Source organism: Bacillus sp. 1NLA3E, from assembly GCF_000242895.2.
In the GTDB taxonomy this organism is placed as follows: domain Bacteria; phylum Bacillota; class Bacilli; order Bacillales; family Cytobacillaceae; genus Bacillus_BU.
In genome coordinates this window covers 610,163-624,906 of record NC_021171.1, presented here as the reverse complement: position 1 = coordinate 624,906, position 14,744 = coordinate 610,163, and the positions used below count along the sequence as shown (strand labels likewise).

Sequence of the window (14,744 nt, the reverse complement as noted above, 5' to 3'; positions counted from 1 at the left end):
AACTATGTGGATCATGACGATTTATAATATAAGCGCTTTCTACTCATGCTAAAGCTTCAATTCAACCACATGTTCTTTTCCATCATCCTGCAACTCTACAAATGACCCATCTGAAATAGGGAGTTGCTCTCCGTCCATTGTTAGGTTCCTTTCACCATTCCCTCCATTTATTACATTAATCAAATAACTTGTTTTACCGAAGCGATAGGTGACTGAAAATCCTGGCCAATCATTTGGAATCCGCGGATCGATATGTAGCTGGTTTTCCCGCCGCCTAATGCCGAGAATCCACTCAATCCCCGCTTGATATAACCAGCCCGAAGCGCCAGTATACCATGTCCATCCTGCATGTCCTTGCTTAGGCTCTGCTGTATACACATCTGCAGCAAGCACGTACGGTTCACCGGTATACTTCATCACTTCACGATCCGTTCGAGTATGCGTCATTGGGTTGAGCATGCAGAACATTTCCAACGCTTTGTCCCCTTGACCAAGCTGGCACCAGGCGATAATACTCCAAATAACACCATGAGTATATTGCGCTCCATTTTCACGGAGTCCTGGTGGATATCCTTGGATATACCCTGGACTTGGATCTGTTTCATCAAACGGTGGCGTTAATAGTCGAATGACGGAAAGATCTCTCTCAACTAACTCGCGATCGAACGAATTCATCGCTTGAATGGCACGCTCTTTTGGAGCGGCACCTGAGATGACGGACCATGATTGGGCGATAGCATCAATTCGGCACTCCTGATTTTGAATCGAGCCCAGCCAGTTTCCTCCGTCTGTAAAAGCCCGACGGTACCACTGGCCATCCCAGCCATGCTCATTGAGAGAGTCGGTTAATTTCTCGCGATTTTTCGTAAATTCTTCTACTCTTTCCTGATCTCCGCTCTTTTTACAAAGCTCTGCAAACCGGTTCAACACGTCGCAAATAAACCAGCCTAACCAAACACTTTCCCCCCGCCCTTTAACACCAACGAGATTCATACCATCGTTCCAATCTCCGACTCCAATGAGCGGTAATCCGTGCTCGCCAATCCGACCGAGAGCCCGATCGATTGCCCATAAACAATGTTCATACACTGTTCCAGTTTCAGAAGCTTGTTTTGTTTCTTCATATCGTTCATGTTCACCCTCACCAAGTGGTTCGCTATGGAGAAAAGGTGCCACTTCATCCAAAATTGTCCGATCACCTGTATGCTCTATGTATCGAGAAACAGCATATGGCAACCACAATAAATCATCGGAAAATGTCGTTCGTATTCCTCGTTCAGTCTCTTCATGCCACCAATGCTGGACGTCCCCTTCTAAATATTGATGGGACGCATGGAGAATAATCTGCTCTCTTGTTTTTTCAGGCATCGTGTGCAAAAGCGACAGGGAATCCTGCAATTGATCGCGGAATCCAAAAGCTCCTCCAGCTTGATAAAAAGCAGTCCTAGCCCAGATTCGACAAGCTAAGGACTGATACAACAACCAACCGTTCAAGAGAATATTTGTTTCTTGGGACGGAGTTGAAACCTGAATCTGATCCAAATGGTGACTCCAAAACTCACCTACCTCTTGCAAAGCTTGCTCACAAACAGAGGATTGTCTATATTTCTTGACTAAATTCAATACAGCATCATTCGAACCTTCGCAACCTAACAAAATATAGACGACTTTTTCTTCCTCTGGCATAAGCGTGAGTTTACTTTGAATCGCACCACAGGAATCGTAATTAGTTCCAGTTCGACGCGATAATCCAACACGGTCCATTGCCGCAGGACGTTCCATGCTACCATTTCGCCCGATAAATTCATCCCTGTCCGATGTCCACGATATGTCTGATAAATAATCAGAATCCTCCTTAGGTTCCCCTTGAGGATATATCCCCAAGAATGCAGTGGCATCTCGAAATGTCTCTTGATATGAATTACGCGCTGTCATGACCCGTTCTGACTCTAGCCATTCCGTTACAATATAAGGCGCATTTGCTTGACGCTGTACACCCAACACCCATTCAGCGTAATAGGTCAAAGAGATTGTTCGTTGAACAGGTGACTTATTTTGCAGCTTTAATCTGATAATCTTCACAGGATCTTCAAGTGGAACATATACCAGCATTTCATGTTTGATGCCATTTCTTTCGTGGTCAAATCGCGAGAATCCTCTGCCATGCGTTATTTTGTATGGCTCTTGCGAATGGACGGCAGATGGGGCAACTGACCACACTTCACCACTCTCTTCATCTCGAAGGTAAGCCGTTTCCGTGGATGGATCCAACACTGGATCGTTTGACCAAGGGGTCAGCTTGCATTCGCGGCTATTTCGCCACCAAGTGTACCCTGTTCCCATTTCTGAAATAAGACAGCCGAAGTTGGGATTGGCGAGAACGTTAATCCACGGTGCAGGCAAATGATTACCGTTTTTGATGATAATCCGATACTCTTTACCATCAGGTGAAAATCCGCCCCAACCGTTGAAAAATAGCCAATCTTTGGTTTCATCCACCATTGTCTGTTCTAAATGACCCTGTTGATCATCAGAAGGTAAACCCAGATTTAATTTTTCAGGCAATGGTACGGCTTCTTGTCCTTTTTCTCGAGGCATTCGCAATTGTGAGGAGAAACTTGCCCCGCCTGCACGGAGCTCAACCCGAGCAACCGTCATCAACAAGACCTTATCCTCCTCTGGCAATTGATTAGCGGCAATCACATATACACCTGACATTTCTGCACCAAAGCGATCAATGCCCTGTTCAGCTGCCCGCCTTAGTGCTTCCTGTAAATGTTGCTGATAACCTTCCTCAGACCCGTTAAGGAGAACAAGATCGAATAACAGACCTAGGCGCCGTAGGTATTCATGTCCAGTTAACATCTTGACAACAAACGGCATATGACTTTGATCTTCAATGTGCACTAGCACAATTGGTCGATCTCCTGACACCCCATGGCTCCAAAGTCCTGACTGACCTTTTGAATTAGTCAATATTGCGGTTCTACGTTCCTTCCGTAGCGGAGGGGTATACAATACATAACCTGCTAATTTTTGAAAGTTGATCGCTTCCCAGTTATTCAAATGCAAATGTCTAAGTTCAATTTGACCACGATTCCAAGCCATCTGAAATGCCCTTTCAATTGACTGATCGGGAGCAAATTTTCCGATAATCTCAATAGCTCCTTCTTTCGTATCACTTACAGAAGTTACGGCGAATAATTGCATTTGCTTACCGGGTTCAATACAAATTCGCCGCCTCATTACAAATGCTGGGTCTGCCACCGAACCTACCTTCCCACGTAGACGAGAATAAATTCCTTGAGGTTCAGAGAGTCGATAACCTCGTCCGATAAAGCTTGATCTGTCTGTTTCAAATTCCACTGATCCTAGTGCTTCACCGTCTACCATAAGCGAATGTGCCGACCACAATGTATGATCCTTCGCCTCGCGAGGTCTACGACCAGCTACAAGACACCCTGATTGGGCATCATAGGCAGTGCGAATGAAAAGTTTACTAAAAGCAGTGTGTGCCACATCAGCTATTGGATTTGCCAAAGCAAGCTCAATAAACGTTGTGACCTCTAAAACCTTTTGCTCTGGACCTGTATTCGTTAGAGTAATTCTACGCACTTCCGCATTCCATTCTGATGACACACATATTTCCATGCTTGTCTTTACATCTTCATCGACTCGAAGAAACGTAGTCCGGTCCAATCCAAATTGTACCAACTGTTCGGGAGATTCAACTCGGCAAGGTTGGTATGAAGGGGACCAAAGCTTATTCTTGGAGAGGTCTCGAATATAAATATAGCTACCCCACGGGTCCATTACAGGGTCTTCCCGCCACCTAGAGACTTCTAATCCATTATATTGGCTAAAGCCACTTCCAGTGTTCGTTACAACTGTCGTGAATGCCCCATTTGAAAGAACACTTACCTCAGGGACCGTTGTGTTAGGTGAAATAATTTTTCTTGTATCCGTGACATCCGGTACTATTTTAGTATATGGCTCATGCACGCGATTCAACGCTGGATGTTTGATAAACTTCGGCGTTTTTGGAATTCGTTCTTGCAAAAGTAGCTCCGCAGAACGTATTTGTTTGTTGCGATGAAATCTTTCATACATCGTTTTTGGAAGCAATACATTAGCTAGGGTAAGCAAACTCATTCCCTGGTGATGTGCCATAAAACTACGAATCACTTCCAGCTGTTTTCCTTTTGGAAGCCGTTCAGAAGTGAAATCCATCGCCTCATAAAAGCCATACTTTCCACGGCCATTTAACTTTTCTATTTTTTTCAAAGAGGCAAGAGATTCTTCCTTGGCAAATGGTAATGCCATTATAGTGGCATACGGAGCAACAACCAAATCTTGTTCCAGACCTCGTTTAAATCCGAGACCAGGAACCCCGAAAGCTCGGTATTGATAATTCATTTGATAATCAAATGCGTAATAACCAGACTCGGAAATCCCAAAGGGGACTTCCCTTTGGCGGGCATATTCAATTTGGCGATCAACAACTGCAACATAGGTATTTTCCAACAAAGTGTTTCGATAAGTTCGCATGAATAGCCAAGGCATTAAATATTCAAACATTGTCCCAGACCAGGACAGCAAAACAGGTCGTTTCCCTACTTTTGCCATCGTTCTTCCTAGTACCTGCCAGTGCGAAACTGATACCTGTCCAAGTGCAATTGCTATAAAGCTGGCAATCCTGGCTTCCGACGCCATTAAATCGTACAGTACATCATCCCGTTCACACCGATCAGCATGATACCCTAATGAAAATAGTTTTGCTTGATGGTCATATAAAGGCCTAAAGTCTGTTCCTTGAATTAATTTTTCTAGACGTTCCAGAAGTTGACTGCCTCGGTCTCTCCAATTCACCAACACACTCTTCCCAGTCAATCTACTTGAAGCCATAGGCGTTATTTCTTCCGAAAAAGCTATCTTCAAAGATTCTGCTTGGTGATCATGATTAATCGGATTTTCTTTATCATCATAAGATTCAAGCCATTCCGCTAAGCCCTCTTTTACAGTAATAAGGCAACCAATTAAATTACCTGAATCGACTGTAGAAACATACCTAGGGAATAAAGGGTTCAAGGTCACCGTGTCGTACCAGTTATAAAGATGGCCTTCCCATTTATCCATCCGCTCCAGTGTTTCCATTGTTCGTTCCAACCTATTAATTAGCCCAGGAGTATCAATAAATTCAAAATCCCTCGCCGCTAACGTACAGGTCAAATACAGGCCGATGTTAGTTGGCGATGTTCGATGGGCCACCCCATTTGCTGGCTCCATTTGGACATTATCAGGTGGAAGCCAGTTCTCCTCTTTAGTAACAAATTCTTCATAAAAAGACCAGATCTGATGTGATAAGTTTCGCAGCTCTTCCGTTTCTTTGCTTGAAAAAGAAACCCGCTCCTGGTTTACAGGTTGATCAAGCCAGCGAATCACAAAGGGAGCGCTTGCCCAAATAGCACTTAGGATAAATCCAATCAATTGCACTGAAATATTTCCATTTAAGAATGTCGCTATAAAGAATAAAATGATCAGGAAATATCCTCCGTACAATCCTTGCAAAGTAGGGGCTTCATTTTTATTACTTTTGCGGTCCTCCTCCACTGAGGTGACCCATTCTAAGAGACGGCGTTTCGAGAAAAATAGACGATACAACGTTCTACTAATCCCATCAAGTATAAGGACAATTTGATAGGGCACCGTGATGAATGAAACTAAAACTTGACCTGTTGTAAATAGAATACTCCGAGGTTGCCTAAAAACAGTATGAACGGTCAACAATTGGCGGAGTACAGGTAAAAACCACGTGACTAACACTAAGCCAATCCAACGAAGAGTTGGCCCAGGAAGGATGGTGACAGCCAGCAAAAGAATGATATATAGGATCGGAGAAAGCAAACTACGTCGCATGTTATCAACAATCTGCCAACGAGTTAATATGGATAAATCAACTGGTCGTAGCTCTCCTTTTCTGTTGAACGATTTCGGCAAAAGCCAAAGTAACAATTGCCAATCTCCCCGAACCCAACGATGCTGCCTCATCTGATAGGCATTGAACCTAGCAGGATGATTATCAATTAATTCGATATCTGAAAGTAAGCCAGCACGCAAAAAACCACCTTCAAGTAAATCATGGCTTAATACCCGGTTTTCAGGAATCCGCTCACACAGCACTTGAAAAAATGCATCTACATCAAATATTCCCTTTCCGGTAAAAATCCCTTGCTCAAGCCCATCTTGATAGGGATCGGATACTGCAAAAGCATAAGGGTCAATACCAGGATCTGATGACCAAAGACTTGCGAAGCGAGACTTCATCGCTGCTTCGTGACTCATACCAACCCTAGGCTGAAGGACGCCATAACCTTCAATTACTCTTGTCTTTGTTTTGTTTATTCTCGGCCGATTATAAGGTAAGTGCAAAGTTCCAATCATTCTTTGGGCGCTTTCAAGCGGCAACTGTGTATCAGCATCTAGGGTGATAATATAACGAACCCGTTGCAGAAATGACACATCTCCATCAAAAAAAGAAAAACTGGTTTTCTTGCTTCCTTTCAGTAGCTCCACAAATTCTACTAATTTCCCGCGTTTTCTTTCCCATCCCATCCAAGCACCTTCGGATTGATTCCAAAGTCTTTTTCGCTGAAATAGGTGAAAGGTTGTTTCTGGGTATGTACGGCGTAACCGATTAATCCCCCTATTTACAGCCTCTAAAATGACCTCATCCTGCCTAATAATCTCGGTATCCGCATCCTTAAAGTCACCTAATAAAGCAAAGTGAATATTGGGATCTCTGTTCGCTAAATAATGCAATTCAAGCCGATCTGTCAACTCTTCCACTTCTTCAACGGAAGACCAAATAACAGGAATAACAACTACAGTTTCCGCTTCTGCTGGAATTCCTTTGGAAAAATCGAATCGAAGTAACGGAACTGGAGTTATGAGTCGTTCAATAAACCAGTGTGCACCCGTCACCGCCCATTCAATAGCTGGAAGAGAAATAACAAATAACGTAATCACCCAGTCAACTGGTGTGAATAATTGATTCCGCCCGATAAAAATAGATAACACGACCAAGAAAATGGCGAAAATAATCCCAATCATATTAAAGTACGTCCCAGTCGGGCGTTTTAACAAACCCGTTTCTGGAAGAGCCCTTGGCTTACCGCACATCTTCAGTGCCTGCCTTAATTGTTTGATACCATTAGGATCCAGCAGATAATAAGCAACGAATTCTTGTCGCAAAAGATCTTCAACTTTAACCTTTTCACTAGAACGATCCCTTTCATATTTTTCCGCAAGTTCTACCGCCTGGGTTGCAACAAGGTTTTCAGGAAGGTTCACTCGACGAGCTAGCTGTTCTACTCTTTTTCTAAGTGTATTGCGACTTGAAAAATCCAATTTGGAGTAGAACCCTGTGTGTTCCTTACTTAAGGTTTGCTCGACCATACTGATTTGCTCGAACGATTCTTGCCAATCCCAACGAGATAGTTTTCGTATGCTTGTAATAATATTCCCAGTTGTCACTTGGAAGGCTGCTTGAAGCTGATATTCATAAGACAATATATGATCTAAGCTCTCTGGTCCGTTCTCCAGTTTGCAGATTAGCCATTCTCCAACAGTCGCTGAGTAATCAGCTCTTTCCCTAAGGTGTTGCACCAGATGAACGATCATCGGTCCGGAGAGAGGCATTTCTTGCCCTGCGCTCTCCAACACCTCCTTAAGCTTCTCAGGAGTAATCTCTGATGCTTCGAGATTGGACAGTAACTTCTCTACTAACATACAGACATCACGACGTTCCCTTATAGAATCTACGATTCCAGCCAAACGACGAATTAATGCTACCCTCAGGATAAGAGGAATCGTCCATGCTTCAGCAATGGTCAAAACAGAAACTTCTTGATAAGCCTGGAAATATGAAATAAACGAATCCTTATCCAAGTTCCCATCAGTATATTGAAGATAATCCGTACAGATAGAAAAAACTCTTGACTCACCCGTTTTACTGAGGTGGGGTAAAGAGTTTACTAACCTTTTGGATAAATCGTGTTTAATGACGAGGACTTGCTCTTCTAAAAACTCTGCATTATCTAAAAGCCATTCTTCAGCTGGTTGTGAGCAGGAAGAACGAGTTTCTCGCAAATCTTTAACAAGGTTTCGCAAATTCTCGTGATCTGATTCATTTACCCGCCAAAAACGTGCCGAGGGCTTTCGGCTTATGAAAGGGTCGTGACTCAATGCTGATTTATGAGCCTCTTCTCTGAGCTGTTCTTTATTCAATATCATCATATTCTCCCCCAGAAATAGCTTTTAGCAGCAAATTTTGATTCTGATTCGCCGTAATTATTTATACTGAATAAAGTTTCCCATTCTGGTAGGAAATTATGCATAAAAGACAAAATAAAAACCTTTCCTAAACGTAGGAAAGGCTTTAAACAGCACGATATGAGTCATTATTTTACCCTAAATTAATTTACATTAAGTAACGCAAAAATATATATACTGTTGATATTAAAATAGAAATGAGCATTAACGGAAAGCCTATTTTTATATACCTATAGAAGGAAATGTGGTAGCCCTCTGCTGCGGCTAGACCTGCCACTACGAGATTAGCGCTTGCCCCAATCAAAGTCCCGTTTCCGCCAAGGCAAGCCCCTAACGATAATGCCCACCAAAGCGGTTCTAAATTGGTTATTCCCATCTTTCCCATTTCTTGAATCATTGGAATCATCGTGGCTACAAACGGGATATTATCTACAAATGCCGAAATGATTGCACTCATCCATAAAACGAGGATGGCAGTTGATTTCAGTTCTCCCCCTGTCAATGACATCGCCTTCTCGGCTAATGATGCGATCAAACCCGTTTCAACAAGCCCACCAACCATGACAAACAGACCGATAAAAAAGAATAAGGTTGTCCATTCTATTTTTTCTAATGCACGATCGAGATGATTTTTCCCAGCGAGCAATAATAACAGAAATCCCCCTAATAGGGCAATAGTAGCTGTTTCAATATGAATGTACTGATGAAGGAAAAAGCCACCAATAGTAAAGAAAATAATGAACAAACATTTTCTTAATAGCTTTAGATTTGTCAGTTCATCGTTTTCATTCTTCTTTAATAGTTCTCTCTTCAATTCTTCAGTAGTATGGAGGGATTTTCGGTAAATCAACACGAAAATCACTATTGTTATCAACAATATGATTATACAAATCGAAGCTAAATTATCAATAAATGACAGAAACGTTAGCTCCTTTACCGCACTTCCAATCATAATATTCGGGGGGTCACCGATCATCGTCGCTGTACCACCGATATTCGATGATAGAATAAGCAAGATTAAATATGGCATCGGGTTTAATTTTAATTGTTTCGTAATACTAATTGTCACTGGAACGACAAGCAATACAGTGGTGACATTATCAAGAAGAGCTGAAGCAGCAGCCGTAAATAAACTTAAAACTACTAGGATGGAAATAGGGTTTCCATGGACTCTTTTCGTTAGCCAGATTGCAATATATTTAAAAACACCTGTCTCCGCTGTAATCGAGACAATGATCATCATACCAATCAATAACCCGATAGTATTAAAATCAATATGGTGGATGGCTGTTTCCTGATCGAGAACCCCAAACATTACAACGAGTATCCCACCAAGCATCGCGATAATCGTGCGATGAATTTTTTCTGAAATAATAATAGCGTATGAAATAATAAAGATTCCTAAAGCAAGTATTGCTTGATTTTCCATTTGTTTCACCTTTTTCAAAATAATTGTTTGTCTACCTTTTATTAGTATAGATGATATGCAATTAAATTTACATTTCACAGTAAACTATTTTTATTATATATACCAACCTTCCTTTTTCCGAGTTTTTTTAATCTTATTATTTGTTTAACAATTTTGTGAACCCGTCGCTAAACAACATTAGATTGGTATAATATACCTATACAATAATGGGGGTATTCCTATGAAACCGAAGTTAATGCTTTGGCTTTTCGTGCTCATGATCATGCTGACAGGATGTTATTCAGAGCCCAAAAATAATAAAGGTACTACCTCAAAAATTAAACTGCCCACGATATCTATTATTGCTGATTCAGAACAGGCATTGGTTTTATTTAAAAAGGAAGAAAAAAACATTGAGAGAAAGTTCGGTGTCCAGTTGGAATATCACTATCCTAATAGACTCAACGATAATCTCGAAGATTTCTTATTTGCTAGCAAAGAAACTTACGATATTTATATGATATTCCCTGGAAAGATACCTGAATATGCTGAAAGAGATATGTTACTTCCATTAGATTCATACATTCAAAATACAAAAGATATGGATGACATAATTCCCGTTTATCGCAATCTTTATATGAAGTATGGTAGCCATGATTATGGGATGGTTTATGATGGTGACACCCATTTGTTATTTTATCGGAAAGACCTTTTTAAAAAGTATAATGACGATTACCGAAAAATATATGGTCATAATTTAACCCCACCTAATACTTGGGAGGAGTATGACCAAATCGCTCACTTTCTTACAAAAGATACTAATAACGACGGTAAAGTTGATCTATATGGAACCGCAATTTTTGGCGGTGATGCTAAAAGATACATTTGGTTTGCCGAACGATATTTATCTATGGGTGGACAATATTTTGATAAAAATATGAACCCACTAATCCAAAATCAGCAAGGAATTAAAGCTCTCCAAGATTTAATCAACCTCAATGATAGTGGTGCGACTCCACCAAATTCTATGTATGATTGGATTGATCTAAATAATTCATTCCTTCATGGAAACGTTGCCATGGTCGTTCAGTGGAGTGACACTTCACGCTTTTCTTACGATAAGAAAATATGGAAATCCAAGGTTGAAAATAAAGTTGGTTGGACCCTAGTCCCAGCTGATAATCCAAAGAATCCCCGCGGTGGAGTTTGGATTGGCCGAGTATTAGGAATATCCAAGAAATCGACAAAGCCTGATAAAGCTTGGGAAATCATTTCATATATTACCTCAAAAGATGTTAGTAAGCAGGCAATAGCATCTAAAGAAACCATTAATGACCCTTTTCGGCTCAGTCATTTTTCAACAGGTGGGATAGGTGCATTCCCGTCAAAGCAGCTTAACAAGGATTTTTTAAACACAGTAAAATCAAGCTTGAGTAATCCAAATGCAGATTTGATGATTCCAGGTGGTTGGGAGTATATGCAAGTGCTTGATAAGAATATTTATTCCGCTCTCATCCATAATTTATCACCGGAAAAGGCACTACAGGATTCAACAGTTGAATGGGACAAAATTACTGAACGTTATGGCCGAACTCAACAAGCAGAAAATTATCAACAATGGCTAACTCTCCTTGAGGAGGTCCGATATCATGAAGTGGCACAATAGACTAGCCTTCCGCTTCTGGTTTGCCTTCAATAGCCTTGTACTTATTGGAATTTTCACATTTAGCGGTCTAAACCTTTGGCAAGAATCAACACACCTTGAAACCCTTTTAAGAAATGAAGGGATTACCGCAGCTAATACTTTAAACTCTGCAATCGGCTTATACATGCTTCAAGAGGACTATTCGCATATTAGTCCTCTTACTTATTCATTACTATCCGAACCAAACATTGCTTACGTTATCGTGAAAGATAAGGGTGGTGCCACAATCAACCAAAAGGGTGAAACCACGATTGATAAAGAAAATATTGTTGTTGAAAAAGTCCCACTTCAATATTTTCAAGAAAATGTGGGCGAGGTTGAAATTGCATTAAAAACGGATACATTACAACAAAAACAAGAAAGCCTTTATGTCAGTACAGCTATCCTAACATTGATTATTTCCTTTCTATCTCTCATTTTTTCGTATTTAATTAGCAAAAGATTAGCCTCCCCAATCAATAGGTTAATAGCAGCAACCAAGAAAATGGCAGAAGGGGAGCGTCATTTTGATGTAGTAGAAGATAAAATTGTTGAAATTCAGGAATTAGCTCTTGCATTTCATAAAATGGCTCACACTATAAACCATCACGAAGAAATATTAGTCGAGGAAATTAACAAGGCAACTAAGGATTTATCCGAAAAGGTGGACATTCTTGAAGGGTTGGCTAATATATCCAGCTCCGTTATAAAGGATAATATTCAAAGAGTAGAAGTCATGAAAAGCATATTGGTTAGCATCATAAAACATAGTCATACAAACCAAATTTCTTTAACTTTTTTAAATAAAAATAATACTTTAGAAATGTTCGAGTTGGACCAAAATGGAAATATTCGTTCTCAAGATTTGCAAAATGCCAACACCTCTTTACATCAAGCAATCTGTAATAAACAAACGGTCATCCATAATAATTTAAATAACATACGTTTATCTTATTATGGGGAACAGCTCCTTAATAAAGGATTACATTCTCTCTTAATTCTGCCAATCATTGCAAAAAATAAATCTATTGGGGCTTTAAGTATTGCAAGCAAAATCCCTGATTATTTTTCAGATGAGATGGTTGATACACTTTCTATCTTTACCAATCAAATAGCACTAGCCCTTGACAGGATGACAGCTTATGAATCATTACAAAATTTAGCCTATCACGACTACTTAACCAATCTACCAAATTACCGATTGTTTAAAACTCGTTTGAATGAGGCAATGAAAAATGCCAAGAACCACCCAAACTCTCAAGTAGCGGTAGTATTTCTAGATCTTGATCGATTTAAAGTGGTAAATGATACATTGGGTCATACCACCGGGGATCTCTTATTACAAAAAATCGGAAGTAAACTGGTAAGTTGTCTTTCTGATGAAGATACAGTTACCCGGTTTGGAGGAGATGAATTTTCTATTCTTTTGCCAAATATAAGTAGTCGTGAAGAAGCAGTCTCAAAGGTACAAAAAATAATTGATAGCTTGGAAGAACCATTTTTCATAAAAGAATATGAAATTCCTATTTCGGCAAGCATCGGAGTTGCTTTTTATCCGGACGACGGTTTGGATGCTGAGCATTTAATTAAAAATGCCGATCGGGCGATGTACCGAGTAAAAGAACATGGCAAAAAAAGTTTTGCTATTTATACACAAAGCAAAGATGACCTGTCTTTTGATCAGCTGACTTTAGAAAATGAACTTCGAAAGGCTTTGGAAAGAGATGAATTCGTCGTTTATTATCAGCCGAAAGTTAGCTTGCAATCTGGCTCCATCGCTGGTCTTGAAGCGCTGGTTCGCTGGAAGAGCCCAGATAAAGGACTTATTTCACCAGGGAACTTTATCCCATCAGCAGAGGAAACGGGACTAATCGTCCCAATTGGAGAATTTGTATTACGTGAAGCTTGTATTCAATGTGTTACTTGGCATTCAAAGGGGTTTCCCCCAATTCCTGTTTCAGTTAATTTATCAACCCGACAATTATTACAATCAAAAATTGTTAGCACTGTAGAAAAAATAATCAAAGATTCCGGGATAAAGCCTGAGCTCTTAGAGTTAGAAATTACTGAAAGCATGTCAATGGATTTCGAAAGATCGCTTGAAATAATAATGAAACTCAAAAGTTTAGGTGTTCGAATTAGTGTAGATGACTTTGGTACCGGGTACAGCTCTCTTAGCTATCTACGTCAATTACCAATCGATCGTGTTAAAATTGATCAATCATTTATTAAGGATATGAATGTGAATCCTAGTAATGAAGCTATTGTTTCTACCATTATCAATATGGGCCATAATTTGAATCTTGCTGTTACAGCTGAAGGAGTAGAAACAAAAGAACAAGTGTTACTTTTGCAAAAACAAGCTTGTGATGAAATTCAAGGTTTCTACTTTAGTAAGCCAGTTTCATCAGAAGATTTTGAACGTAATTACTCAGCGATTACACAGGAAGCAAACAAATGGCGTGCAGTAGAAAATAAAGCGATGTGAGTTTATCAAAAGGGGTGGCCGTTTTTTAGGTCCCCCTCTAAATTTTCCGCTCAGCCATTCACTTAAATAACCTATCAACCTCTCGTCGCAGTTCTTCTAATAATTCAAAAGAAGATACGTAACCTAAACTCTCAACAATATTTCTGTAATACCATTCTTGTTGATCTTTGCCTCGATTAAATCTCTCCCATACATCATTTCCACTTTTTTCATAATCATTGATGATTGATTTAATATTATGTAGTTTATCTGCACAAGCAACAATCCTAATCTCTTCTGGTGCTAATTTTAAAAATTCAATCGTATGCTTTTTCCTTGCTTCCCAGGACAGAGATTTATCTGGTTCCGAGCACCCTTCCACAATTCCAGCAATTTCCTTGCCAAAAATCCTATCTATATCATCAAGTGAAATCAGAGTGTCTTCTACCGTATCATGCAATATTCCTGCAGCAATAAGCTCTTCTCCATATCCTGCTTTCATCAAAATCATTCCCACAGCAACAGGGTGAGTAATATACGGAATATCTGTTTGTTTTCTATACTGTTGTTCATGAGCTTTACTTGCAACTTCCAAAGCTTTTTCAATTATTTCCATATTAACTGTCCCCTCTCCTACTTAGCTTTACTTCTTTCATTTTACCATTTGTGGAAAAGGGACGGAGCGCCGCAAAAGTGAAGTATATTCCCCATTTGAGTGAAAAATATACGCTTTTCGCATTAAATAGGTCAAGTCTAGCTCTGCTCACACCGCCTTTATTGAGTTAGGTTGGTACTTCGAATGTATTTTCATGGTAAATGGTGGCGTGAAACGCCATATTAGTTTTGTATGTAAA

At 40.1% G+C, this 14,744-nt stretch carries 5 protein-coding genes; 2 read left to right on the top strand and 3 right to left on the bottom strand.

Annotated features, from left to right (window positions below; genetic code table 11):
• Positions 1–48: 48 nt before the first annotated feature.
• Both B1NLA3E_RS03095 and B1NLA3E_RS03090 read right to left on the bottom strand, forming a co-directional pair.
• Positions 49–8,295 (bottom strand): GH36-type glycosyl hydrolase domain-containing protein, encoded by an 8,247-nt coding sequence (locus B1NLA3E_RS03095; protein WP_015592404.1) that lies wholly within the window; start codon positions 8,293–8,295, stop codon positions 49–51.
• 184 nt (positions 8,296–8,479) lie between these two features.
• Positions 8,480–9,760 (bottom strand): ArsB/NhaD family transporter, encoded by a 1,281-nt coding sequence (locus tag B1NLA3E_RS03090; RefSeq protein ID WP_041580253.1) that lies wholly within the window; start codon positions 9,758–9,760, stop codon positions 8,480–8,482.
• A 220-nt stretch (positions 9,761–9,980) separates the two neighbouring features.
• On the opposite strand from B1NLA3E_RS03090, the gene B1NLA3E_RS03085 reads away from it, so the two are divergent.
• Together B1NLA3E_RS03085 and B1NLA3E_RS03080 are read left to right on the top strand one after the other, a co-directional pair.
• Entirely contained in the window at positions 9,981–11,405 is a 1,425-nt protein-coding gene (locus tag B1NLA3E_RS03085; protein WP_015592402.1) for an ABC transporter substrate-binding protein, read from the top strand.
• The gene (locus tag B1NLA3E_RS03080; protein WP_015592401.1) at positions 11,389–13,911 is read left to right on the top strand and encodes an EAL domain-containing protein; all 2,523 of its coding nucleotides are present in this window, start codon (positions 11,389–11,391) and stop codon (positions 13,909–13,911) included. The genes B1NLA3E_RS03085 and B1NLA3E_RS03080 overlap by 17 nt, the downstream gene beginning before the upstream one ends.
• A gap of 58 nt (positions 13,912–13,969) precedes the next feature.
• Here the strand turns inward: B1NLA3E_RS03080 and B1NLA3E_RS03075 are convergent, their stop codons facing one another.
• Positions 13,970–14,506, bottom strand: coding sequence for an HD domain-containing protein (locus tag B1NLA3E_RS03075; protein ID WP_015592400.1), 537 nt, complete (start codon positions 14,504–14,506; stop codon positions 13,970–13,972).
• Between the last annotated feature and the right edge of the window lie 238 nt (positions 14,507–14,744).